The sequence below is a fragment of the Rhodocytophaga rosea genome (assembly GCF_010119975.1).
Classification (GTDB): domain Bacteria; phylum Bacteroidota; class Bacteroidia; order Cytophagales; family 172606-1; genus Rhodocytophaga; species Rhodocytophaga rosea.
Window position 1 is genome coordinate 2764985 of record NZ_CP048222.1, and the last position, 26839, is coordinate 2791823.

The 26839-nt window shown below is 40.5% G+C and carries 21 protein-coding genes; 7 read left to right on the top strand and 14 right to left on the bottom strand.

Translation table 11 applies throughout. The annotated features are described in order from the left end of the window. Window positions 1–23: 23 nt before the first annotated feature. The 6 genes from GXP67_RS11570 to GXP67_RS11595 all read right to left on the bottom strand — a co-directional run bounded on the left by GXP67_RS11570 (window position 24) and on the right by GXP67_RS11595 (window position 8619). Window positions 24–2648, bottom strand: a complete 2625-nt coding sequence (locus GXP67_RS11570) for an ABC transporter permease (RefSeq protein ID WP_162443269.1) — start codon at window positions 2646–2648, stop codon at window positions 24–26. Further along, on the bottom strand, window positions 2641–5316 hold the full coding sequence (locus GXP67_RS11575; RefSeq protein ID WP_232065154.1) for an ABC transporter permease: 2676 nt from the start codon (window positions 5314–5316) through the stop codon (window positions 2641–2643). The genes GXP67_RS11570 and GXP67_RS11575 overlap by 8 nt, the downstream gene beginning before the upstream one ends. Before the next feature lie 24 nt (window positions 5317–5340). After that, window positions 5341–5679 carry a PadR family transcriptional regulator gene (locus GXP67_RS11580; RefSeq protein ID WP_162443270.1) on the bottom strand — a complete coding sequence of 113 codons (339 nt, stop codon included), beginning with the start codon at window positions 5677–5679 and terminating at the stop codon, window positions 5341–5343. 325 nt (window positions 5680–6004) lie between these two features. Beyond that, window positions 6005–7135 carry an AI-2E family transporter gene (locus GXP67_RS11585; protein ID WP_162443271.1) on the bottom strand — a complete coding sequence of 377 codons (1131 nt, stop codon included), beginning with the start codon at window positions 7133–7135 and terminating at the stop codon, window positions 6005–6007. 657 nt (window positions 7136–7792) lie between these two features. After that, on the bottom strand, window positions 7793–8050 hold the full coding sequence (locus GXP67_RS11590) for a hypothetical protein (protein ID WP_162443272.1): 258 nt from the start codon (window positions 8048–8050) through the stop codon (window positions 7793–7795). A gap of 119 nt (window positions 8051–8169) precedes the next feature. Continuing rightward, the gene (locus GXP67_RS11595; protein ID WP_162443273.1) at window positions 8170–8619 is read right to left on the bottom strand and encodes an SgcJ/EcaC family oxidoreductase; all 450 of its coding nucleotides are present in this window, start codon (window positions 8617–8619) and stop codon (window positions 8170–8172) included. A gap of 95 nt (window positions 8620–8714) precedes the next feature. On the opposite strand from GXP67_RS11595, the gene GXP67_RS11600 reads away from it, so the two are divergent. From GXP67_RS11600 to GXP67_RS11610, 3 genes are all read left to right on the top strand, one after another. Further along, window positions 8715–9380, top strand: coding sequence for a MarR family winged helix-turn-helix transcriptional regulator (locus tag GXP67_RS11600; RefSeq protein ID WP_162443274.1), 666 nt, complete (start codon window positions 8715–8717; stop codon window positions 9378–9380). A 110-nt stretch (window positions 9381–9490) separates the two neighbouring features. After that, entirely contained in the window at window positions 9491–10288 is a 798-nt protein-coding gene (locus GXP67_RS11605) for a cyclase family protein (protein ID WP_162443275.1), read from the top strand. 273 nt (window positions 10289–10561) lie between these two features. After that, window positions 10562–12454: a BRCT domain-containing protein gene (locus GXP67_RS11610; protein WP_162443276.1), complete on the top strand. Its 1893-nt coding sequence runs from the start codon at window positions 10562–10564 to the stop codon at window positions 12452–12454. A gap of 197 nt (window positions 12455–12651) precedes the next feature. On the opposite strand, the gene GXP67_RS11615 is transcribed toward GXP67_RS11610, so the two are convergent. The 8 genes from GXP67_RS11615 to GXP67_RS11650 form a co-directional block, all read right to left on the bottom strand. Continuing rightward, on the bottom strand, window positions 12652–13335 hold the full coding sequence (locus tag GXP67_RS11615; RefSeq protein WP_162443277.1) for an MCP four helix bundle domain-containing protein: 684 nt from the start codon (window positions 13333–13335) through the stop codon (window positions 12652–12654). A gap of 146 nt (window positions 13336–13481) precedes the next feature. Continuing rightward, window positions 13482–13886, bottom strand: a complete 405-nt coding sequence (gene rnk, locus GXP67_RS11620) for a nucleoside diphosphate kinase regulator (RefSeq protein ID WP_162443278.1) — start codon at window positions 13884–13886, stop codon at window positions 13482–13484. 149 nt (window positions 13887–14035) lie between these two features. After that, the gene (locus tag GXP67_RS11625) at window positions 14036–14236 is read right to left on the bottom strand and encodes a hypothetical protein (RefSeq protein WP_162443279.1); all 201 of its coding nucleotides are present in this window, start codon (window positions 14234–14236) and stop codon (window positions 14036–14038) included. Window positions 14237–14377: 141 nt separating this feature from the next. After that, window positions 14378–14620 carry a hypothetical protein gene (locus tag GXP67_RS11630; protein WP_162443280.1) on the bottom strand — a complete coding sequence of 81 codons (243 nt, stop codon included), beginning with the start codon at window positions 14618–14620 and terminating at the stop codon, window positions 14378–14380. A gap of 173 nt (window positions 14621–14793) precedes the next feature. Next, on the bottom strand, window positions 14794–15036 hold the full coding sequence (locus GXP67_RS11635) for a hypothetical protein (RefSeq protein ID WP_162443281.1): 243 nt from the start codon (window positions 15034–15036) through the stop codon (window positions 14794–14796). A 29-nt stretch (window positions 15037–15065) separates the two neighbouring features. Next, window positions 15066–16049, bottom strand: coding sequence for a hypothetical protein (locus GXP67_RS11640; RefSeq protein WP_162443282.1), 984 nt, complete (start codon window positions 16047–16049; stop codon window positions 15066–15068). A 95-nt stretch (window positions 16050–16144) separates the two neighbouring features. Beyond that, window positions 16145–17317 (bottom strand): trans-sulfuration enzyme family protein, encoded by a 1173-nt coding sequence (locus GXP67_RS11645; protein WP_162443283.1) that lies wholly within the window; start codon window positions 17315–17317, stop codon window positions 16145–16147. 130 nt (window positions 17318–17447) lie between these two features. Next, entirely contained in the window at window positions 17448–18599 is a 1152-nt protein-coding gene (locus GXP67_RS11650; protein ID WP_232065156.1) for a cytochrome-c peroxidase, read from the bottom strand. Window positions 18600–18995: 396 nt separating this feature from the next. On the opposite strand from GXP67_RS11650, the gene GXP67_RS11655 reads away from it, so the two are divergent. From GXP67_RS11655 to GXP67_RS11670, 4 genes are all read left to right on the top strand, one after another. After that, window positions 18996–22232 (top strand): ligand-binding sensor domain-containing protein, encoded by a 3237-nt coding sequence (locus tag GXP67_RS11655; protein WP_162443285.1) that lies wholly within the window; start codon window positions 18996–18998, stop codon window positions 22230–22232. Window positions 22233–22353: 121 nt separating this feature from the next. Further along, window positions 22354–23169: an L-2-amino-thiazoline-4-carboxylic acid hydrolase gene (locus tag GXP67_RS11660; protein ID WP_162443286.1), complete on the top strand. Its 816-nt coding sequence runs from the start codon at window positions 22354–22356 to the stop codon at window positions 23167–23169. 479 nt (window positions 23170–23648) lie between these two features. Further along, complete coding sequence (locus GXP67_RS11665) at window positions 23649–23846, top strand: hypothetical protein (RefSeq protein ID WP_162443287.1); 198 nt, start codon at window positions 23649–23651, stop codon at window positions 23844–23846. Between the two features lie 738 nt (window positions 23847–24584). Then, window positions 24585–26726 (top strand): BamB-related PQQ repeat family beta-propellar protein, encoded by a 2142-nt coding sequence (locus tag GXP67_RS11670; protein ID WP_232065158.1) that lies wholly within the window; start codon window positions 24585–24587, stop codon window positions 26724–26726. Window positions 26727–26839 lie beyond the last annotated feature (113 nt).

Below are 26839 nucleotides of genomic sequence, written 5' to 3' on the forward strand. Positions count from 1 at the left end.
GCTCTTTTATTTTTAAACGCAACCTATTCGTTCCGCAAGGCTTTTACCGGATTGGCTAGAGCTGCTTTTATGGTTTGAAAACTAATGGTGAGTAGCGCAATCAAAATAGTAACCACACTAGATACACCAAATATCCAGACACTAATGCTGGTTGGATAGGCAAAATTCTGCAACCATAGCTGAATAGCATAATACACCAGTGGCCAGGCAATCAGGTTAGCGAGTAGTACCAGTTTCACAAAATCTTTAAAAAACAAGCTCACAATACTGATGATATTAGCCCCCAATACCTTTCTGACGCCAACTTCTTTACTGCGGAGATGGGTAGAAAGGGAAGTAAGTGCAAAAACACCTGCACAGGCAATGAGAATGGTAACGATGGTAAAAAAGGTAATGAGCGACAAACTACGTTCTACACGCTCGTACTGCTTATTAAACTCTTCATCAACAAAGTAGTGGCTGAACTCTTTTCTGGAAGGAATTTGCTTCCACTCTTTCCTCAAATACGAAAGTAAAGAAGCAGCATCTTGTGGTTTCACTTTAATACTCAGGAAATTATTGCCGGTAATTTGCGCAGGGCCGGAAAAGAAATGGATCAGCGGTTCTACAGTTCCCTGCAAGGATTGGTAATGAAAGTCGTCAATGACACCCACGATCTGCCAGTCCTTATTACTACCATTGGTCCGGATGATTTTCCCAACAGCTGTTTTCCAGCCAAAAGCCTGCATAGCTGCCCGGTTAATAATAACTGATTGCAAAGTGTCGCTGGTAATAGAAGCAGAAAAATTCCGGCCTTCTAGCAGCTTAATTCCATACGTAGGTAAGTACCCTGCATCCACAGTAGCCTGTCTGAGCGAAACAGGTTCTTTTGTCCAGCCGGGCGGCAAAAAGGAATTATAGTTTTGCCAGTACCTGCCTGGAATATTCTGGGAAGTGGAGTAATGAGCTATCTGCGGGTTGCTTGCCAACTCATTCAAAATAAAATTAATCTGAGAGGTAGCTGCTTTTGCATCTTTATACCCAAGATTTAAGTCTGCCACCAGAACATTTTCCCGATCGAAGCGCAGATCGGCACTTTTCATAAATTGTATCTGGTCAAACACCAACAAGGTGCCGGTCACCAGAAAAACAGCGATCACAAACTGGATCACGACAAGCCCGTCCCGTACACGAACATTGCCTGGCCCACTGGCAGTTTTTCCTTTGAGGGCATTCACTGGTTTAAGGGCAGAAAAAAATAAGGCAGGATAAATACCAGCCAGCAAACCTATGCCAATGGAAAGACTGAGCAGAAATATAATAAGAAGTGGATTACCCCAGATATCAACTTGTAAACGCATATCCAGCAATCCGTTCAGTACCGGCAATAGAATATGGGTGAGCAGGATGCCTATGCCTAAAGCCAATATACTTATCAGACAAGCTTCTGTAATAAATCCGAAAATAATTCCTCTGCGGGTAGAACCTATTACTTTACGGATGGCTACTTCCCGTATGCGTGAAAGAGAAGTGGCTATAGACAGGTTAGTGAAGTTGATACAAGCTACCAGCAGTAAGAAGATGGCCACACAGGTCAGCCCATATACATAGGTAGAGTTATCAGACTGTTTTTTGTGAAACCCTTCAAAAGGCAGTAAACGTAATATCCGTCCCCTGGCAGCTTCAGCAAAATATTTTGTAACAAAATCTGGTAATTGCGCCTCAAGCTGTCTGGCATTTGTAGCCGGATTCAGCAGTAAAAAGGCCATGGTAAATGAATTATACCAGTCTCCGGCTTCTTTAATCCAGGGAGCAAAGTCAGGGAGGATAGCAATAGGAACAATCACTTTGGGTTCGATGGAAGAATTAGCCGGAACAGGAGCCAGTATCCCCCGGACAACCAGTTGTTTGCCATTATCAAAGCGTACGGTCTGGCCCATGGGGTCTGCCTCACCGAAAAGTTTATGAGCCATTTCCTTAGATAAAATAACCGATGAAAGATCGGTTAAGGCTATCGGGCCATCACCTTTCAGCAAGGGGAATGAAAATACCTCAAAAAATCCTGTATCAACAAAAGTGATCTGCTCTTCAAAATCTTTATCTCCGGCAGATATCCAGCTCCACTGATTATCAAAAACCCTTGAACCATTTTCGATGGCCGGATACGTTTTTAACAACTCAGGCAAAGCCGGATATACAGACCTGGTATAGGGTTCGTCCGTTGCTTTCGATTGCTCGCCAATTACTACAATCCGGTTTATCTTATTGTGAAACTGGTCATAAGTAAGCTCATGCTGCACATACAAAAATATAAGCAGGATACTGGTAACAGCGATGGCCATGCCTAATGTATTGATGCTTGCATGTACTTTATTTTTTCGAAAGTTGCGGAAGGCAATGATGAAATTGTTCCAGATCATATCTATATATTGAGGTTTCAGGTGTGAAGAATGCCGGGTACGGCGTTTAAAGAAATAAGGACGGATGTATTGTATAGCAGTAACCACATATGCCCGTTTTGCTTTTTCTGCTCCTATTTCGTTCGCTTGTTTATAGAATACTTCCTGCAGATCGCCCTGCACATCTTCCAATAAATGGTCGGGAAGATACCATTCCAGAAAGCGGTCTATCCACTTAGGAGGACGCAGATTATTCTGGTTGCTACTCATTGCGCAGAGAGTTTACCGGATTGGCTAAGGCGGCTTTAATGGCTTTTACACTTATGGTGAGTAAGGCTATCAGCAGAGCTGCCAAGCCCACCCAGGCAAATGTCCAGGGGCTCAGGCTGATGCCATATTCAAAATCCTGTAGCCATATATCCATAATCCACCATGCCAGCGGCCAGGCAATCAGGTTAGCCATTATTACCAGTTTGAGGAAATCTTTGGAAAGCAAAGCCACAATATTCCCAGCAGAAGCGCCTAGTACTTTGCGGATACCCATTTCTTTGGTGCGCTGCTCGGCAGTGAAAGTAGCCAGGCCAAACAGACCCAGGCAGGCCACTACGATGGTAAGCCCGGCAAAAACACCTAGAAACCGGCCGATCTTTTGTTCTGACACATAGGTATTTTCAATGCGTTCATCCATGAAAGAATACATAAAAGGCTCATCTGGGGTTAAAGCTGTCCATTGTGTTTTCAGAGAAGCTAATAAACCTTTCACATCATCTGTTTTTACTTTGGCAATCATAGTACCTGAACTCCGGCTAAGCACCATAACCAGAGGCGAAATACGTTCGTGCAGGGAGCGGAAGTGAAAATCTTTTACCACGCCTATTACCCGGTAGCTCATTTTCTTTCCGTCATTATCAGAACGGGTAATGCTTTGACCCAGGGCATTCTGCTGCCAGCCTAGTGCCCTTACTGCGGTCTCGTTCAGGATTATGCTGGAAGAATCTGTAGCAAATTCCGGTGAAAAATTCCGTCCGGCAGCCATCTGCATGCCCATGACAGGTATGTACTGGTCATCTACATCGTATTTAAGTGTCTTTAATAATTGAGAGGGATTACTGTCAGGAGAAACGGTAAAGTTATTATTGTAAGAAGGTCCGGCCGGCAAATAGCCAGAAAGACTGACCTGTATCACCCTGGGGTCCTGCATGATTTGCTTCCTGAATACGTCTTCTTTAGCTCCCAATACCCAGGTTTCTCCCAGTACGAGTACGCCTTCTTTGTTATAGCCTAAGTCTTTGGTATGCATATAATTCAGTTGCTGATATACGACCAGCGTACCCACCATTAATGTAATAGAGATACAAAACTGAAAAACGACCAGGCTACTGCGGATACTTATACTTTTTCTGCCAACTGTAAGTGTACCCTTCAGCACAGAAATAGGCTTGAAAGAAGAGAGAAAAAATGCCGGATAAAACCCTGCCAGCATGCCTACCAACAATCCAAAGAGCAACAGTGCTGGCAATAGTTTCAAAACAAAACCCATATCTAACGCCAGTGATTGCCCGGTTATGCTATTGAAGAAAGGCAATGCAAGTATAACCATCGCCCCTGCCAGCAATAAGGATAAAGCTGTTAACAGAATAGACTCCAGAAGGAATTGCCCTACCAGTTGCCCTTTTACCGAACCCAGTACTTTACGTATGCCTACTTCTCTGGCACGTTTAGAGGCTCCGGCTGTAGAGAGGTTCATAAAATTAATACAGGCAATGAGCAGCATAAATAGGGCAATGGCACTGAAAATATACAGGTTCTCGATATTTCCTCTTGGACCCAGATCATACATAAAATCGGAGTGCAGGTAGATATCGGTGAGCGGTTGCAGAAACAAGCCCAGGTAATTACCTTTCTGCTGAAACTCAGCGTAATTCATACCAAAGGATTGTTGAAGTTGCGGACTCATGTACTTTTCAACTACCCCTGGCAGTTTGGCTTCCAGGTTTTTATAATGATACCCTTCCGGCAACACCAGATAGGTGTAGAAGTTTGAGGTTCCCCAGGAAGATGACTTGGCATCAGGGAGGCTAGCCATTGAGGCGAGAATATCAATATGGAAATGAGAGTTATATGGCATATTGACCATTACGCCAGTTACCTTGCAGGAAGTATTAAAATCTTTAAAAGTAAGAACCTTCCCTATGGGGTCTTCATTTCCAAAAAACTTACGGGCAATTGCCTGGGAAATAACAATGGTATTGGGTTCAAGCAAGGCAGTTTTCGGATCGCCCTGCAAAAAAGGTAGGGTAAACACCTGAAAGAAATTCGCATCTGCAAAAGCGAAAGCATCTTCTTTAAAAGATTTATCCTTATAGGTTACTCGGGGTATTCCGTACTGACGTAAGCGGGTTGCCTCCTGTACTTCCGGGTAATCGGCTAAAAGGGTTTGGGCAACCGGAGGCATTACATGGGCTTCATTGAGTTTTTCCCCCTGAATAGAACCTTTAAAAATCACCCGTACAATACGGTCAGCCTTTTCGTGGAAACGGTCGTAGCCTAATTCATGCTGCACAAACAGCATAATAATCAGGCAGGTAGCAATACCAGTGGCCAGGCCGAAAATATTGATAGCAGATAAAGCCTTGTTCCGCTTTATATTTCTGAAAGCGATAATGAAATAATTGTAAAACATATCGAAATAGAGGGATTTTGCATCGTGAACTGATTTCTTTTTTTGTCTTCTGCCCAGAAAGTAGGGACGGATGTATTGCAGGGTTGACAACCAGTATTCCCGTCTGGCTTTTTTTATACCTTCTGCTTTTACTTGTTTATAGAATACTTCCTGCAGATCGCCCTGTACATCCTCCAGCAACTCATCCGGAAGAAACCACTCCAGAAAACGGGCTGCCCATCGGGGAGGAGAAATATCAGGCTGGCGGTCATTCATAGCTTTGCGTTTCCGGGGAAATAGTTAAATGCCAAACAATTGAATCACACCTTGCGGAATTCCTTGCCACAATTTGCTGCGTATGGCCTGAATTTCCTGTAAGGCATGTGCCCCTGCTGGTGTAAGTTTAAAGAAGCGTTTCCTGCGGCCTCCCCTCTCTTGTGTTGAGCCACCCATATGTGAATTTAAAAAGCCTTTTTCCTCGAGCCTGTATAAAGTGGCATGTACTGCACTCATGGTAATTTTACGTCCGGTTTGTTCCTGTACCTGTTCCCACACATTCACCCCATATGCCTCCAGATGGCAACTGGCTACCACCAGCAGTACGATTTCTTCGAATTCTCCTAAGAAAGCTCTTCGCATAAGATGAAAATACGTGATGATTATTTATAATTTTGCAAGACAAATCCCTTGCCAACTGGCAAAAAGTGCTTCTGTTGTTAAATTAAGCCTATTTTGATGATCTGCGCCACTAGATAAGTGTCCAGAAACGGACACTCATTGTCCGGTTATAATAGGATTATCATTTAAAGAATGGAATATAAAAACTCATTTTTTGCCGGGCAGACAGTCGATTCTACTAAACTGCAAGGAGATTTGTGTGTCCATAGGCTTACTGCCTATTTTTCAGCTTTCTTAAGTATAATCCCGGAAAAGTATAGGTTGCTTTATTCACTAAGAAACAGAATTACACCGGCTTTTCTTCTGCTTTTTCTTTCGCTTTCCAGTCGCTATAGTCTGCGCCTACCCCTGCACTTGCTTCTTGTTTATCTTCTCCAATCAGATAGCCAAATGGTTTTAAGGAAGGAATGTTATCAAAGATGATTTTAAGAATGCCCAGCAGGGGTAAAAAAAGCACCATGCCGGCTATGCCCCACAAGGCACCCCCTATAATAATTACGATAACGGTAGCCAGCGCATTGATCCTGATATATCCCGCCACTACTTTTGGGGTAATAAAGTTATTATCTATAAACTGTACAACTAAGACCACCCCTAATACACCTAAGGCATAAAAAAGGGAATCTTTATACACAACTGCAGCCAGCATAGGCAATACGGCTCCGATCAATGCACCCAGATATGGAATCAGGTTTAGAATACCTCCCAGAAAGCCAAAGAAAATACCTTGTTTAATACCCAATATAGCAAAGCCAATCGCAGACAAGGTGCCATATATAACTATTTCGATGAGCAAGCCAGTCATATATTTGATCGTGATACGCTTGGTTTTTTCAATAACGGTTGCTACCATTTCGTGATCCTGCTGGTGGCATAATTGTAAGATAAAATTCCTGATACGTTCTCTCAGCAAAAGAAAAAAGAACATATAGATCATGACAAGCAGAAAATTGCCTAGGCCTGAACTTATACCCACTAGTAGTCCGCTTAACACGCCACTCAAGCCTGCAAAAAATGTTTCATAGTTATCTTTAATCCAGTCTCCCTGCTGTTCAACTGGAATATTGAGCTTGGCATCAATAAAATTCTGCATAGAATGGTAATTTTCTAAGGCTTTTTCTTTAATCAGGGGGAAATCTTTGGTGAGCTGTGCGATCTGTGTTCCAAACAGCGTTACTATGCCGCCAATAACTAAAATGAGCAGTAACACACAAAGTAATATAGATAAGCCCCGGTTTATTCCTTTCTTTTCCAGAAAATTGCAGATGGGTAATACAAGCATGGCCAGCAAACCGGCAAATAAAAGGGGAATGATAATTCCCTGTGCATAATACAGTCCTGCAAAAAGAAAATAGGATGTAATGATAAGTAGCGCAATTTTAAAATAAGAATTATTCACTAAGCTTGATTTTTCCATCTGATTAGTTGTTTATGAGTATTCTTCAAGCCTGTTAAAAGCTACATGCATCTTCTTGACAAAGAAAATCTATTTCCTTAAGCTTTGTTCAAAAAATTATGCAGAAGAATGGTTATCGTAAGGGTTTAAGGGTATTGAAGATACAAATTTCCTAGTCAGAACATGTTACCATACGTAGCAAACGGCTTTTATAGTAACTAGTTTTACCTGATTGATTTTTATTATGAGGTATTAATCCTGCCTTAAGATATTCCTGAATCAGATTGCCATCTGTTATCTTTAATTTTGCTCATACTATTCATAAATAGCTACTATCCACTCGTCTAATCAAGCTTTTAACATGCTTTTATTTCAAATCTATTGAATTATTGGATTGATTACTTAAACTGAAAAGCAGCAGGGGTTATCTGGTATTTTTTATCAGGGCGATAGACAAGGCAAAGCCCGATACAGAATTGTATCAGGCTCTCATAAAATAATCCTTCCGTAGCATACCGGTTATGAGCTTTCTGTATTGCCTCTTATAGATTTTACCGTTTAAGGCTATCCATAAATAAGTACTCAAATCAAAAGATTGATCTTAATTCTAAAAATACGGCATTGGTTTACTACACTGAAAATAACAGTAAACTACTCTCCGGAAATCAAATAAATAGTTTACTGTTCAAGCTTATCAACTTTTTCCTCTACCATTTCAATCATTTTCTGGCAAAGATTAACAATAGTTATATTATCGTCATTTTGATGCATGGTATCAAGAAGGAATAGCTTTATATTCAAAAGGGATGGTTTGGATTTAGATTGGATGAGATCTGCAAAAGTTCTCAATCCTATGGAAAGAGATTGTTCTACCTGTAAATATTTCTCCTGCATCAGGCATTCCTGTACCAGGTCTAAATGGTTTTTTTCTTTCATAGCTGTGGTTTTTTAAATACTATACTTCTTTAATGAGAAATATACGCAGGAGGCGTTCAAGTAGATGTAGCAAATTACAAAACCAAAGCTTAAATTCATTTCTGGTTCATGCAGCAACATCATTTCGCGAATAAACGGATAAACCAGGGCATTTTCTGAATGCGGCAGTTATGAAAAGCGGTAATGTACCACTGGCCATTCTGTTTAATAAGCACATTCGTATTAATGGATAGGCGGTTTTCTGATGGTTTTTTCTGCCACCGCATTAAAACTGCCCCTTTGCCATGGGCAATTGCCAGTGTTTCGTGTACAAAACGGATTTGCATAGGTTCGGCCGATACCAGCCTTGAGCCTTTCAGAAATTTTCTCCATAAGTCCATATGTACCTGCGCAATGGCTTCCCGCCCTTTCAGGTGTTGCCCATTAAAGGTAACGTAGTCTGCATCTGGTGTAAACACCGAACTGAACAAATCGGCATCCGCCGTGTTCCAGGCAGTGGCAAGTGTAGCAAACACTTCCTGAATAGAATCTGCATCCACTTGAGAAGTTTTTATTTGAGTAGTATCCATAATATTCTTAAAGTTTATTTACAAATATATCTTTTTAGATATATATAATATCATAAAAGATATATATTTATTTTTTTTAGAACTACCTTTAACTTATGAATACATTAGTTAAGCTCGTGAACGAGTGGGACGCCTATACGCAGCAACACAGTGCAGCCACCATTGAGGATTTTTGCCGGTTTTACCTGGTTAAAAATCATTCGGGGAATTCAACAACGAAAGAAAGCTGCCCGGAGGATCAATCAAGGCTTGTAAAGAGTATAGCAATGCTGATGGCTAGTTTTAACCTGTATTACAGAGCAGCCATGGAAGAAAGCAGTTTTCCTTTTCCGGAAGCATTCTATTTCCTGAATGTATTGAAGAAAAATGGTAAAATGAAAAAGACAGCTTTGATCGGAATGCTTCACATGGAATACACGACCGGTATGGAGGGAATCAGAAAACTAACGGAAGCAGGCTATATCATTGAAGAAACCGACGAAACTGATAAACGGGCAAAAATAATAAGCCTTTCACAAAGAGGGGAAGAAGCATTGCCGGAGGGGTATACGTACATGAGTAAAATTGCGCATATCTTATTTGGTATCATGACCGAAAATGCCATAAAGTTATGTTTGCAGTTGCTGGAAGATGTAGTGGAACAAAATGCAATACTTTCTACTGAATTTAAAAATACAGGATTTGAAGAAATGTATCAGCAGATTCAGAAGACCCGTTCTATATCTGGAGATACAAAACAGTCAGCCAGAAAGGTTGTATAAAATGAAAAAGGAAGAATTTGCAAGGTAAGCAGGCTATTCTGAACGGGTGTTTCTCCATTCATAGAAAATGATTCTTTGAAGAATAAATTTCTAAACTTTCACCTCATCATATGAAACGCAAACTATCCTGGTTGCTGATACTATCCTGCTTTGCAAGCGTAGGTTGCTCCACTAAGCAAGCTGCTTTTCCGGCAGGAAAATGGGTTGACTTATCCTATGACTATTCTAAAGAAACCATCTTCTGGCCCACCGCTTCACCATTTATACTGGATACGGTTTCTGTAGGAATGACAGAAAAAGGCTATTATTATTCCTCTTATGGTTTTTGTACGGATGAGCATGGAGGTACCCATATTGATGCGCCAATACATTTTGCTCAGGGTGGGCGCACCGTTGACCAGCTTCCGCTTTCCCAGTTGATCGGCCCTTCTGTGAAAATAGATGTTTCTCCACAAGCATTAGCCAATAAAGATTATCTGGTGAGCATTCAGGATTTTACCCAATGGGAATCCGTTCATGGGAAGATTCCTGAGGGAAGTATTGTACTGTTGCAAACCGGCTATAGCCGATACTGGCCTGACCGCCTGCAATACCTGGGAACAGATAAAACCGGAAACGAAGGGGTTTCCCAGCTGCATTTTCCAGGATTAGATCCTAAGGCGGCTCAATGGCTGGTAACACAACGAAAAATCAAGGCGATTGGAATAGATACTGCCAGCATAGATTATGGGCAATCCCAGGAATTTAGTAGTCATGTAACGTTAATGAAAGCGAATATTCCTGCCTTCGAGAATCTGGCCAGTCTGGATCAGGTACCAACGCTTGGTGCACATATTGTTGCATTGCCTATGAAAATTAAAGGGGGCAGTGGCGGCCCCTTACGCATTATCGCATTTATACCTGATTAAGTTCTTTCCTTTTTAATTAAAAGTTTGTTTGTCTGCTATGCCAGTTTAAGAGCAAGTAATCGGCTTTCATAATGCTCTTAAAGTCAGCTCTATGTTTAATCAGTTTTAGTTAAACTTCCAGGAGATTCAGTTAGCATAAACCTGTAAGCTTACATTCAATCCTTTTGCCAGCGTAAGAAATATTTCCGCACAACTGAAAAAAATAAATAAATTGTAGCCATTCTATAGTATCCTATATACAAGTTTGAATCCTAATTTCACAGTTTGCTTTTTATGAACAGAATTGAAGAACTCAGAAATTTATTGACTACTTATAATGAAGCGTATAGAAAAGGCAATGCCTTAATTTCTGATGCTGCCTACGACACCTTAGTGGATGAACTGGAAACGCTTTCGCCCAATGATCCATTTCTGAATAAAGTAGGCATTTCTATTTCTGATGAAGATCCCCGTAAACAAAAGCTGCCCATTGTAATGGCTTCCATGAACAAAGTAAAAACCGTGGATGATATATTTAAATGGATGCGCTTAAAACATATTTCCGAAGATACCATTATGGTATTAACGCCCAAACTGGATGGCATGTCGTTTTGCGTGGAGGAAAATACCTGTTCTGCCTGGACCAGAGGGGATGGAAAATTTGGGCAGCGCTCAGATGAGCATTATAAACTCATTATGAAAGGAAACAACAGGTGTGGCACTGAAGAAAACCCTTTTCGGGACATGATCACCTTTGGAGAAGTGTTAATGCAACGGGAAGTATTCGCTACCAAGTGGGCGGAACAGTTTGAAAATCCAAGAAATACGGTGGCAGGAGCCTTGAACAATAAAGTGCCTGTAGCTATTCTCAACGACATGGATTATATCCGGTATGGATTGGTCTCAAAGGGCAGTAACATCACTTTTCGCTCAAAATCAGAGCAATTAGCCTATCTGAACAAACACGGGCAGCATCCTATTTCGTATGTTACTGTAAAGGGTGGCGAATTAACGGAAGGATACTTAAAGGACCTGTTTGCCTCCTGGAACAAGGAATATGAATTAGATGGCGTCATCATTGAGGTAGACTCTTTACAGGAACAACAAGGGATAGGTCGGGAAACCTCCACCAATAATCCGGCTTATGCCAGAGCCTACAAAGGTAATTTTGAGGAAGTAAAACAAACAATTGTAAAAAGCATTCTCTGGAATGTATCCAAGCAGGGCTTATTAAAACCCATTGTACAAGTGGAGCCTATCCGGCTGGATGGCGTAACCGTTTCGCAGGTAACAGCAAATAACGCCAAGTTTGTAGAAGACATGAAGCTGGGGGAAGGAGCGCTGTTGCAGGTAAAACGTTCTGGTATGGTAATTCCCCTGATTGTTTCGGTAGATAAACCGGCCCAGAAAATAGAAATACCCACCTGCTGTCCTTCCTGTAAAACCGAAGATCTGGCCTGGAATGAAAACAAGGTAGAACTCATGTGTCTGAACATAGACTGTCCCGGACAGGCTTTACAGCGGATGGTTGCCTTTTTTACTATTCTGGAAATAGATAACGTGAGTGAAGGGGTATGTGCCCAGTTTTACCAGGCCGGGTACAATACCATTCATAAGGTGCTTGATATGACCAAAAGTGAAATGGAAGCCTTAGACAGGTTTGGCAAGCGTAAAGCAGAAATTGTGTATAACTCCATTCATTCCAAATTAAAAGCCGTGCCTTTGTCTAAATTGCAACATGCCACCGGTTTTTTCAAAGGATTAGGCTCTAAAAAACTCGTGCTGCTAGAACATTTCGATAAAAAACCAAGCCTGGAGGAAATTACAGCCATTACCGGATTTTCCCAGCTTTCGGCTACAGCCTACCTGGAGGCCTATGATAAGTTTTTTAATTTCATTGTAGGTTTACCTCTCACCATAGAAAAGACTGAAAAGAAACAGGCAACTTCCAATGAGCTGGCCGGTGCCTCTTTTTGTTTTACTGGCGTACGGAGAAAAGATCTGGAAGAGCAGATTGTATCGAAAGGAGGAACTATTGCCTCTGGTGTTTCGCAAAACCTCTCCTATTTGGTGATGAAAGAGAAAGGCAGTGGCAGTTCTAAAGAAACAAAAGCCCTTTCATTAGGAGTAAAACTTCTTACCGTAGAAGAACTGGAAGCTATGTTAATTGCCTTACATCAAGAATAAAGCTATAAAAAGTTATTCTGCCTGTCTTTAATGTACGGCCTGCTTTTGGCTACACATCAAGGCCAGGCAGAATACAGTTTCAACCTTGGTTGCAGGATATTAAGAAACAAATGGCTATTTAGACTCAGCTGAAATCAAAAAACGAATGATTCCTCTGATAAGATAATGGGCAGTGCAACAGAACTTATTGAAAATAGTTAATTCAGCCAGAATTTCTGCGGTTTATTTATGATGGTGTTGGAAGCGATCATCAATGCATAGCTTCCTGCTAACATCACAATTACCAAAGCTGCTTCTACCGTTGATATCACCTGTGCACCGTGAATCTTAAGTTGAGAAGCTTTGTAAATATCCTCCCCTACTGAAATCTGTATTCTGGAGAGTTGATGTGCCGGGATTAGCCATTGTTGAAACAACCTATTGCCTTTTTGAAGGTATTGATCATACATGCTTGTTTTATCACCTTCGCGGCTTAAGCCCAGCATATCATTTTGAAATTTTCTGTACATTAGATTTGTCTGTACAAACTCATCCAATGCTTCTTTCTCCTGAGCTACCAATACGGTTTTTTTAAATGCTGTGAGTAAGGAATCTGCTTCTTTGTTATTACGCCTGATCCCTGCTTCCAGCATGCTATATTTTTCAGCACTGGTTGTATGAATGTGTTCTTCCAGCTGTAAATGATTCTGATAATTGAGTTCTATAATAGTTGATATAGTAGCCCCGGCCACCAGGCGATCGCTATAAATAGATTTCATAGATGCTTCCAAGCCGGACACATTGCTTTTCATCAATACATTAAATAGAATAATTACGCCGGCAATAAAAATTAATATGAAAGCCATTTTAATTTTCTCTTTCAATGCAAATATCCATTTCATACGCTGTACTGTTAAAGGGTGGCCTATATCTGATTATAATTTATTATCAAAAATCTAAGTGATTATATCTGTTTTACTTGTAAATACATTTGTATTCCTATTGAGTTAAAGGCATGGGCTCATCCGAACAGGAAGCTGAACATTTGCTAGAGATGAAAATCTCCTGCTGCTTCGGGCTGGTAAATAATATTAAGAATTTCTAATTGTATGCTTCCTCCAGGCACACTCCAATCCACAACATCGCCTTTTTTGTAGCCGATCAGTGCCGCAGCAATCGGAGCAAAGATGGAAACCTTGTTTTTTTGAATATCAGCGTCTTCCGGGTACACAATCTGCATTTCCCAGGCCTTCTTAGAATATTGAAATTGCACAATTGAATTCATAGTAACTACATCAGCAGGTATCTCTTGTGGTTCAACAATTACTGCTTTACTAATCTCATTGAGCAAAGCATAAGATTCTTTAGTAGTTTTTGTTAATGAAATTCGCTCCCGTAACCGTTGAGAATCGAGTTTACTTAAAATGATTTCCTTTTGCATAATACCTGACATAGTGCTTTGTTTTAAATGACATCATCTGTACTAATTCTTATATTGAATCAGCAGATAAAAATTTATTATTGATTAACACATATTTGTGAAGTCTGACTGAATTAAGCTCATCCTGACAAATATGGATTGTACTTGTGTATATTTATTAATTAATAGTGTAGATCTTTCAATGTATGAAGCTTCATCACATAGGAGTTAATCTGAAAAGCTAATACCTGCCCCTGTTCCGACAAAGGATTAGTTAACCGGTTGTATTCATTAATTAACTCATTGCATTCATTTTTTAGTCGTTGTACTGTCATACTATCTTTTGCTTCAATGAGAAAATATTCTTTTTTAAATTGATTCATTTGGTACTCACTTTTATAACTCATCAGCTTAGAATTAGGAATAAAGGGCAGAAGATACAATCAGTTTAAGTATTCAGAACAGGCAATATTTACCGTCATTCGAAGACTAGCTGCCTGTTTCTTCCACCGGGTAATTATTTTTTATAGGAGAGAGTAATCAAATTCATAGGAAAGAATTTTAATATGGTCGTTTGCCACGAATTTTTTCCTCTGGTCTGCCTGTACATATTTCAAGCGGATAAAATCTTTCATGCCAGTTTCAGGCCTTCCTATGTATACATAATGCTCCAGCCAGCCAAGTTTATCCTGGGCAGAGAAATTGTGTGTATATTCCTTATCCATAATGGCAAACCTGATAAAACCTCCTTTGATCTTCTTTTTCATACAAGTAAGCGTTTGATTAGAAAGAACTTATTGATAATAAATTAACCGTAAGCCTATTAAAATTGTATCTATCCTTCTTCCTGCAAAGTCTTCTGTATGCCAAAAAATGTATAAGCATGCCCAATCCTTATGTTCAGGCGCTCATCTACATTACCTCCTTATAGTTTATCCTTTTAATGATACTTGCCATTCTCTGCCAAACTGCTGTTGTAATCAAATATCTGTTGATCAGTTACCGGCTGGATACAAACGGGCGTAATATGCGCCTCCTGTAACTGAGGGTAAACATCCTGAGCCCAGTCAATAATAGATTCCCTGGAAGGAAAGCTAAGCGGACTTTTCATAAAAAAGGATTCCATGCCAGATTCCTTACCTACTGTGTAATACACCGATACAAAAAAATAATTACGTTTCATTTTACCCGTTTCTAATATGTAGTTAATTTTTATAGCTCAATCGTTTGAGTACTTAATTGATGGAGAGTAGATTCATCCAGTTTATATCGGTCATTGATTGTAAGCGAACTCCGGCTATTAAACAAAGCATAATTAATGGCATTATAGATTAACCATAGGTTCGGCTTCACTCCTAATATTTTCTCCTCTTTACGCAGACGATCCATTGCCTGTCTGGCCAGCATTTTTGGCAATTGCGTATCTTCAATAATCTGGCCTATATTTTCTATAACAGGCTTATCTTCCAGACGTTTGTATACTTGTGCCGTAAGCGAACTGGGCTGATTCAGAAAATTTTGCAGTTCTCTGGTCAGGTATTCCCTAAACCACTCTGTTTTCAAACCTTTATGAGAAACCCTCTTCTGGAGTAATTTGTCTTTTTCTGAATACTCTTTTTCTTCAATGGTAGTGCGGTGCTGAATGCTATCTGTATACTTTTTAGGCTGGCCGGCTGCCAGCCAGTTCAGATAATCTTCCATGTTCATAAAGTCGTCTACCCAGCCCATAAGCCCATTGCTGCAGAGTTTTCGGTAATAACTTACCCGTATACTTTTTTCTGTACGCATCCGGATAGAAGTTCCCTGAATAGTAAAGGGAGTTTTGCCATTGTATGAATTATTGATAATCAATGATTTATATAATTGTTCTGAACCCATATTCACCCTGTCAGGTAAGATAATGGTAATGCTAAATTCTCCTTGAGTTGTATAGCGAATATCCAGCGAGTAATCCTGCATACATTCATCAATAACCGAACGGATCAGTTGATTTGGAATCAGACTATAATCCTTACTCTGTAATGCAAAAATACTTTTGTGCCTTACACCAGTCTCCCCTACAACAGCCATTTGTCTGTCTGAAGCAAGCAGTTCATACTCTTCTGATAGCAGTGATGAAAGTTTTACTGTTTCTACAGGAAAACATATTTCATCCCAGCCACTCACTTTTTCTAAATCTGTGCTTACAAATGTCATAGGTTGTTTATTTTATTGCTAATATACAATTGTTTTTTTGCAATTGCAAATTAATCTCTATCAATTCTCAAGCTATTATACTCGAAAATACCTTATTATCTCACATGGGCTAGCACAGACAAACTTCTAAAGGCAGATTTTAAATCCTTTATAAGATCCTGGCTATTTTCAATCCCTACTGAAAACCGGAGTAGGCCATCACTAATACCTATTTCCTGCCGTTCTTGTTGGGATAAGGTGGCGTGTGAAGTGGTAGCAGGCGAACAAATAAGGCTTTCTACGCCTCCCAAACTCATAGCAGGCTGTATAAACCGGAGCTTATCCAGAAACAGGTCTACCTGAGTTAAACTATTTGTAGCCAGTTCAAAAGAGAGCATCCCTCCAAACCCGTGCATTTGTGCACTGGCAATTTCATGTCCGGGATGGCTCTTTAATCCGGGATAATATACATTCTTTACTTCAGGCAGTTCCTGCAGGAAACTGGCAAGAATCATTGCATTTTCGTTATGCTTTTCTACACGGACAGCCAGGGTTTTTAAGCTTCTTTCGATCAGGTAGCAATCCAGGGCATTTATACTTCCTCCATAATTAACGGCAAGTGCATAAATACGCTCTTTTAAGACAGAAGAAGTAACCACTGCCCCAAAACATAAGTCACTGTGCCCTCCCAGGTATTTTGTTCCACTGTGAATCACTACATCAAAACCCAGGCTGATAGGATTCTGGTTAATCGGGCTGGCAAATGTATTGTCAATAACGGTAATGATGGCCTTCTTTTTAGCCAGCTGGCTGATAGCCTGTATATCTAAAATTTCTAATAAGGGATTAGAAGGCGTTTCTATGTAAATTACTTTGGTGTGAGGAGTAAGTATTGCTGAGAACGCCTCTGTGGAATGATCCGCAGCAAAACTGAACTGAATCCCCCTTTTCTCAAACTCACTGGTAACCAGGTGATAGGTGCCGCCATATAAACCCTTACAGAATACTACATGGTCGCCTTGTTGTAAGAGCGCAAACAAAGTAGTACTGATCGCAGCCATCCCTGAACTAAACAGAATACCATCCTGCGCACCTTCTAAGGCACAAAGTTTTTCGACAATCACTTTCTGGTTGATGGTATTAAAATATCTGGGATAGGTATTTTCTGTGGTTTCTCTGTACTTATAGGACGAAGCCGGATAGACAGGTGTAACTACACTTTGTGAATGAGGTATTAATTCACTGCCGGCATGTATACATAAAGTTTCTTTTGATAATTTTTCTTCCATAATCAGGGGTTGTGAAAATATTTAAAAGCAAAATATAAGACGGTATATATCTTATTTTCCTGCAAGATATAGGTATGAAATTATTTGCTGCAAATTTGAGTAAACTGCTTGCCGGATTTCTCTAAAAAGCTTAGTCAATATTCCCACCCACTTTTAAGCCACTAGGTACACTGTCAGGAATTTTGCGGTCAAATGTATCATCATTCAGTGAATTAAGGAAAGCTTCAATGGCTTGCATATCTTTAAATCTGAGCCTCATTTTTTTTGCCAGCGGATCTAACTGTTCACGGGTGACATGGGGATTTGGTGGCTCTTTGCCGGCCATATCTTCGTAAAACTCCAGTACTTGCCTGAGTGTTTTCAGCTTACCACTGTGCATATAAGGGTCAGTATAACGCAAGTTACGCAAGGTGGGTGTGCGGAAAGCATAGGTATTATTGGCACCGGCATCAGATACTTTTACCTTCTCATTATCAACTACTCCTAATACATGCAGTTTAAAGTCAGAAAACATAGGGCCGTTATGGCATGTGGCACACCCTGATTTGAGAAATGCCGTAAACCCTTCTTTTTCCAGGGAAGATAAAACTGCTTCATCTCCCCGCATATACTGGTCAAAACGGGAATTGTTAGCCAGCAGCGAACGCTCAAAAGCAGCCAATGCTTTGCTGATATTGATGGCTGTAATGGCTTCGGTATCAGTAAATACTTCGCTAAATAATTGTTTGTAGGCTGGAATGCTGCGAAGCCGGTTTACTACCGTATCCAGTGTTACCTCGGCTTGAAAGGAATGTCCACGCATTTCTTCCAGGTTTTTGATAGGCTCCAGCGATTGGTTTTCCAGGCTTTCCACCCGCAGATCCCAGAACATAGGTGCCTTTTGGGGATCATAGTTCCCTTCGGGATCTATTCCGTTAAAAGCGGTATTCAGAATAGTATGGGCATTACGCCGGCCAAAAGGGATGGTATTGGGTTGCTTAAATGTGCGCATTTCTCCCAGACCTATGCCATTTACGCCAATGGATACTTCCTGGCTTTCGGCATAGCCATACTCCGGATGATGGCAGGAAGCACAGGCCACATCTTTTGCACCTGATAAGATAGGATCGTAGAAAAGCAATCTGCCTAATTCAATTTTTTGGGGAGTAGCCGGGTTATCTTCCGGAGAAATAAAGGTTTCCGGTAAAGCACTTACCTCTTCCAGAATGGCTTCTGCTGTATCCACTTCATCAGCCGACTGCGCTTTCTCTCTGTTGCAAGCAATAATGGCTATCGTTGTCACATACAAAATGACAGAAAAAAATAAGTAGTTTTTTGCCCTCATTACCTTATCAAATAGTACTACTCTCTCCTAATAGAATAGGTAAAAATACTAAAGGTGTCAATAATTAAAAAGCAGGAATAGATAGGAAAGTTAATAGTAAAATATATTTATAGTGAAAAACAGAAAAATGGTGTTTATGCAAGGATAATGATGTGATACTAACAATTTCTAAAGAAGTATGCTATTTATCTTTGCAGATGAGTATATTTATATGTTCAAGCGGATCTAACTCTCTCAGTTTACCCTGATTCCAGACTTGATATTTTTCAAATAAAAGTTCCATTTTATCTCCTCTGGCATACCCTGAGGTTACATCTCCTTATGTTCAGCCGGCTTGTTTATACTCATCACTTTTTGTCTGGATACTTATTTTTTGTTTTCATTTTAGTCTGGCAATGTTTAACCATTGCACATAGTGGACAGGCGCAAAGTGTAGACCTTACGTTTAAACATATTACCACCAAGGAGGGACTTTCCCAAAGCCGGGTAAATACAATTCTTCAGGATAAGCAGGGTTTTATGTGGTTTGGCACCTGGGATGGCCTTAATAAGTATGACGGATACAAATTTACCATTTACCGCAATGATCCTTCTGACTCGACCAGTATCAGCAGTAGCCACATTGTGGATATGCTCGAAGACCGGGAAGGCAATATCTGGATTGCTACTTATGATGGAGGATTAAATAAATTTGATCGCAAGACTAATTCTTTTATACATTATCAGCATGATCCAGGGAAGCCTACTAGCATTAGCAGTAATGTAATCAGGTGTTTGTTTGAAGACGCACAAGGCACGTTATGGGTGGGTACCCGGCATGGACTAAATAAATTTAATAAAAAAGATAATACCTTTATCCAATACCATCATCGGGCAGGCGATAACAAAAGCCTGATTAACGACGAAGTGGGCGATGTATTGGAAGACCGGAAAGGAAACCTGTGGATAGGAACTTTTAAGGGTGGTTTGGATCGTTTTGACCGCGATAAAAATGAATTTATTCATCACCAGCACAACCCTGCTCAACCTAACAGTTTAAGTAGCAACTTTATCCTGTGCCTCTTTGAAGACAGCAAAGGAAACCTGTGGATCGGTACCCAGAGTGGCGGTGTAAATGTAAGGAATGAAGTGCAGGATACCTTTACCCATTATATCCATGAGCCTGATAATAATCATTCCCTGATCAATAACATGGTGATTAGTATGGAAGAGGATCTGCAAGGCAGAGTATGGATTGGGACTGACAATGGTGGCCTCAACATTTTCGATCCGGGCCAGCGTCTTTTTTACCGCTACCTGCCGGATCGCTATACTTCCAATGGGCTTAACAACGCCTCTGTCTATTCTATTTACCGGGATAAACAACAGAATATGTGGGTAGGCACCTACAGCGGCGGAATTAATTTCTATGACCAGCACCGCAAACAGTTCTCCTATTATCAATACAATCCCCTGGGTAAAAATAGCCTGTCTCACAATTTTATATTTGCATTTGCCGAAGATAAAAGAGGCCATATCTGGCTAACTACAGATGGCGGAGGGTTGAATATTTTTAATCCTCAATCAAAAACTTTCCTTCACTATACACATGACCGGAACAATTCTAACAGTGTGGGCAGCAATTTTATAACCGATATTCACATTGACCGGGAAGAGAATATATGGGTGGGGGCATGGGGCAGCGGAGTTACCCGTATCAGCGACAACGGCAAAGTATTTACTCACTACCGGCATAATCCGGGTGATGCGCATGGTCTTAGTTCTAACTATCCTCTCACATTCTGTGAAGACAAACAAGGCAACCTGTGGATCGGGACAAATGGGGCAGGTTTGGATCGCTTTAATAAGCGTACAAACCAATTTGCGAACTTCAGTTATAATCCGGCTGATCGCACCAGTGTAAGCAATAACTACATCCTTTGTTTGTTTATGGATAGCCAGAACAAAATATGGATAGGTACTTCCGGAGGAGGCTTAAATTATTTCGATCCCGATAAAAATCAATTCACCAGATACTCTTCCCAGCCCAATGACCCGAATAGTTTGAGTAATGATTACGTTTATTCAATTTTTGAAGACAGCAAAGGTAACTTATGGATTGCTACGGGAAATGGCTTAAATTTGTTTGACCCCAGTAAAGGCCGTTTTAAAGTATATCAACAAAAGAATGGATTACCAGGCAATACGATTAATGCAATACAGGAAGACAATCATGGCCTGCTCTGGATAAGCACCAATAACGGAATCAGCCAATTTAATCCTCGGAAACAATCTTTCAAAAATTATTCAGTAGCAGACGGGTTAGTTGGAAATGAATTCACTCATGCTTCGCTGAAAAGCCGCACTGGAGAACTCTATTTTGGAAGTCCCGATGGCTTTACAGTATTTAATCCCGATAGCATCAAAGACAATCCGGTTATTCCTCCGGTATACATCACCGGATTTCAGGTCTTTAACAAAGAAGTAAACATTGGAGGCAAAGATAATTTGCTTCAGAAGTCAATTGATCAAACTCAGGAAATCACCTTATCCTATAAGCAAACTGTATTCTCCTTCGAGTTTGCAGCCCCCAACTATACTTCGCCGGAGAAAAACCAGTACGCCTATAAGATGGAGAATTTTGACACCGACTGGAATTATATTGGCAATAAGCGATCGGCAACCTACACAAATCTGAATGCTGGCACTTACTATTTCCGGGTGAAAGCTTCTAACAATGACGGGTTATGGAATGAGCAGGGTACTTCCATCAAAATAACCATTACCCCTCCTTTCTGGCAAACCTGGTGGTTTAGACTGGTAACTATTACTGGGTTGCTGTTAGGCGCCATAGGCCTTTACGGATGGCGGGTTAATTCAGTGGAGGCTGAAAAAAATCAATTAGAGAGTCAGAATAAGGCACTCCAAAAAATCAATGCCGAACTAGATAACTTTGTGTACCGGGCTTCGCATGATCTGAGAGCACCTCTTACTTCTATTTTAGGCTTGATTAACATCAGCAAAACGGAGAGAGACGAGACAAGTAAGGTAATGTACCTGGGTTTAATGGAAAAAAGTGTGCAAAAACTGGATACTTTTATTCAGAGCATTATTAACTATTCTAAAAATGCCCGCACCCAGGTGGTGAGCCAGCCGATTGACTTTGCTGCTTTACTTGAGGAAGCCCTGGAAGCCTTACACTACCAGGAAGGATTTGCTGACCTTGAGAAACAAATCGAGATCCACCAAAACATACCTTTTAATAGTGATGTATTTCGTCTCAGTATTATTTTTAATAATATCTTATCCAATGCCATTAAGTACCGGTCCACTGCAAACAAGCCCTGCTGGATACGTATTTACATAAAGGTAGAGCAAGCCAAAGCAGTGATTGAACTAGAGGATAATGGACGAGGAATAGCCCAGGAAAATCAGGCGAAAATCTTTGATATGTTTTACCGTGCCACCGACCAGGGTGTAGGTTCTGGCTTAGGGCTATATATCGTAAAGGAAGCGGTTAACACACTAAAAGGAAACATAGTTATACAATCTCAACTAGGCGTTGGGAGTACGTTTATTATTGAGTTACCCAACGAGAAAGGTCTTTCTTAACCTAAGATAGATTACATTTTTTCAAATCCTACCTATGAAAGGCGCAGGCAAGAATTAATCAAATAGCTTCTTAATAGCAAGGTAAGTACGAGCCAATATATAATCACAATCAGTAAAGAAAATGAATACTATTAACAAAGCGGTTTGGGTGGGAGCGCTGTATATACCTATTAAATGGGTAACTATACCTACTATAGGTGCCTGCTTGTATAATAATGGACATTGGAATAACTGGTATTTTTTACTCATTCCATCCATTGGCCTCATTCTTTTTAAACAGCTCGGTAAAAGATTTTTTACAACCGCTACCGTTCCATCATATTCCGGAATTTTCAATAATACAATAGAAAAATACTATCCTGCCAATGCTTCCAAAATTCAACAAGAAGTATTTGGGCATTATATGGAGGTAAGCAAAGACACAAGATTTGCTTTGCGTTCAAAAAATCCGATAGATAGGCGGCTTGATTTCTGTTCTTATTTTTTAGCCCTGATCAAAACGCTTGACCAGCGGAATGAGAATTTTGAAATGATCAGGCAAGTGTGTTTAGAAGTAGTAACGGAATATGTAAGGCCTACAAACAAATTACAGGCATATATTAAAAAACTTATTCCAACGCTGATTCATACCTGGCTTGCACAACAACTCATACAAAAGCTTGGTAAAAAAGTAAGTAAAAATGATAATCCGGAAGGGTTTATTGCAAATATTATTACAGCGAAAGAAGAAACATTCGGATTGGGGTATGGGGTCGACATTTTGGAATGTGGCATTTGTAAACTTTTTCAAAAGCATTCCTACAGCAAGTATGCTTCCATCCTTTGTGAGGTGGACGAAATCACTTCTGGCCTGGCAGGCCTTAAGCTCATTAGAACAGGCACCATTGCAAACGGGGCTAATAAATGTGATTTTAGATTCATCAAAGAAACCAGTTGATAATGACAAGCAAGGAAGCCTTTACAATTAATTAAACACACAAAGGAGAAAATATTCATTGGCGACTTATGGGTGTTTGAATCTCCACAGCCGTTTAGCAAGTTATTCATGACAAATAATGATTTTTCGCCTTTATAAGTCAGGCAGTCATTCAACTGAAATAATATCTTTCTACTAGAATGAAGGCGGATAACCAATACTACTTAAACTTTATTGCCTCATCACTTATCTCTTATATTAAAGACTTTTTACCTGCAAAAGCCCTTTTTATTGGATGATTTATCTTTTTTATGCTCCTAAATTTGGGATTCATCGAAAAGGAGAGCTTTTGTATGATTACAATTATTTTTTACATTATTTTTATATAGGTATTACGCTTCAGGTGGACCCATGCGCTTTTATTGTGGTCTTGCTACTGCCTCCTGGCAGATTTTTTTATTCTGAGAATAGTAATCGTATATTTTTTCACCTTTACCACTATGGATACAATATCCAACCAAACCAAAGACGAGTTATTTTTGAAGGTCCGGAAGCAGATAGCAAAGGCTAAAGCTATTATTGCCCAGAGCAGAAAAACGGTTGAGCAGGCCAAACAGCAAATCGATCGCTTCAAAGAAGAATCTGATACTTATCTGATACCAATCAAAAATGCTCATAGAAAAAGCCTCTCGAGTTAAAAGGTCATTTATATAATTACCGATTGATAGTAATGCTTCATAATAAAATGCTTCCCTAGCAGGAATACATTTATCTAATCTGCAAGGGATTATATATTTATGCCCCATTATTACTATATCATTGTCATGATGCAGTTTTATAGCCTACCTGCGGTGTTAGCACGTCAGTTGGCTTTTCTGAGTATGTGATCTCCCCCTATACAAACAGGTAGCCATAAGTTATGGGATACTTTTACCCTTCGAATAGCTAAAACACCTCATCCATTCTTTCAGGCTATCCAGCCGGAATGGCTCTAATCCAGATAAGTCTCATATTTACTTTTCGGCAGTTGATTCCCGTGCAAAACTCATATTTGCAACGAAAAAACCAGGTAAACAGCCTAAAATGTTATTTTCTGATGGCAAGATGAAATCCAATTTGCTTGGCAAGTCCCGGCAAATACTTATGAGGAAATACAAGGCTTAAGCTTTTTCCGTATGAAATTGAAAAACATATCAGGTTTGCTCCTAAGCTGGAATTGATTTACCAAAATAATATTTATATTAGCCTCTAAGCATTGGAAAAGCCTTTACCCCAAAACAGGTAAACCGTATTGTTTCTGGCAGTAAAAGGTATTGTCTCTACAACTCACTTATGCTATTTGATAGCTCAAGTAAACTATGTCCCGAATCAAAACATTCTTGATTATTTATCCATACATAAAAACGACCTTTCCATTTTTTCTTTTTATAGTTCTTTTGCATACTGCCTGCAACCGGCAGTCAGAGTACAATGTAAACCGCACCTGGAAAGTATATAAAGCCGACGCAGAAAGCAGCAGTTATTCACCACTCACTCAGGTCAATAAAGAGAATGTGCATCAGCTACAGCTGGCATGGACCTTCCCGATGAAAGATGCGCTGGAAAATGCACGGTTTGGAAGCAGTGAATGTAATCCCATTATTATAGATGGAGTAATGTATGCTACGTCTGCCAGGCACCGGGCATATGCGATCAATGCGAGTAATGGTGAGAAAATATGGTCTTTCGATCCTTTTGACGGAGGGGAAGGAGGGGGTGTAAATCGGGGTGTTACCTACTGGGAGAAGGAGAACGATAAACGGATTTTATTTACAGCAGGAGATAACTTGTTTGCTGTGGATGCCAGAACCGGAAAACTCATTTCTACTTTCGGAAAAGAAGGTAAAGTGAGCATGAATGTTGGCCTTAGAGATGACCCTACTACCATATCCGTGATTCCTACTTCTCCAGGCATCGTGTATCAGGACTTGTTGATCCTAGGGGCGGAAGTATCAGAATTGTATGGGGCACAGCCTGGCTGGATACGGGCATATAATATTATCACCGGTAAACTGGAATGGACCTTCCATACAATTCCACTACCGGGAGAACCAGGTTATGAAACATGGCCAAAAGACGCCTACAAATATGCAGGTGGGGTAAATGACTGGGCAGGGATGAGTCTGGATCAGAATCGGGGCATGGTATTTTTGGCACTGGGGTCACCTTCGTATGATTTTTACGGCGCCGACCGGAAAGGCAAAAACTTATATGGCAATTGTGTGGTAGCGCTAAATGCAAAAACAGGCAAACTGATCTGGTATTTTCAAACTGTTCACCATGATTTGTGGGACTATGATCTGCCTGCGCCTCCCAATTTAGTAACTGTAGAAAAAGATGGGAAAACAATAGATGCCGTAGCGCAGACCACCAAGAGCGGATTTCTCTTTGTATTCAACCGCGAAACCGGAGAATCATTATTTCCCATAGAGGAACGCAAAGTACCTCCTTCGCACATACCCGGAGAAGAAGCCTGGCCTACCCAGCCCTTTCCGCTAAAGCCCAAACCCTATGCCCGCCAGTGGATGACCAAAGATGATTTGTCTGATTTCTCACCAGCGGCTCACGATTCCTTGCTGAAAAGATTTAATTCCTTCCGGTATGAAGGATTGTTTACACCTCCTGACACAAAAGGCACCTTAATGCTGCCTGGAACCAGGGGTGGTTCCAGCTGGGGCGGAGGTGCTTTTGATCCTGCAACAGGTATTCTATATGTAAAATCAAATGACTCACCGGAGATCGACCTGTTACAAAAAATTGAACCAGAAGCCAATGCAGCTTCACAAACGGTACATAGCCAGGGAAAAACACTCTACATGAATTACTGCTCCAGTTGCCACGGAAAAGATAGAAATGGCGATGAACCGGTATATCCTTCCCTGATTGGGCTCAAAAACCGCATGACAAAAGAATCTGCTTTGAATAAAATCAAACAAGGAGGTGGAAAAATGCCTGCCTTTGCTGGTGTGATCAAAGGTCAGGAAAAAGCTATACTTGCTTTTTTGTTTGAGGAACAACCTAAATTATCCCGGAAACAAGCTGAGTTACTGGAAATCCAGAGAAATAAAGCCGCCCAAAAAGTAACGGCAGAGGAGAGCCCAAAAACAGATACTGCTGCTATCTATCTGAATTTAACAGCCTATGGGTATTTCAGAGATTCAGAAGGCCGCCCTGGTATAAAACCACCCTGGGGAACACTTCATGCGATTAACCTGAACACCGGAGAATATGTATGGCAGATACCGGTAGGCAACCATCCGGAATTACAGGCAAAAGACGCTCCTGAAACTGGCTCTGAAGGTTCGGCCGGACCCATTGTTACTGCCGGCGGACTTGTATTTATTGGCGGTACCAGAGATAAAAAGCTCCGGGCATTTGATAAGGATACAGGAAAAAAATTGTGGGAGATTCCGCTTCCGGCTGTTGCAAATGCGACCGCCTGTACGTATATGAGTAATAACAAACAATATATTGCACTCTCAGTCGCCGGAGACAAAGATAACCCTGGTGGGTATATTATGGCTTTTGCCCTGCATTAAAAGGTATCAGCAAATCTTTTATAGTAAATCATAGCTTGCTTTCTTAAATACACTTCTTCTGTTAAATGTCCTCCATTTGCCTGAGTCATAAAACCTTGGTAAGTCGTATTATT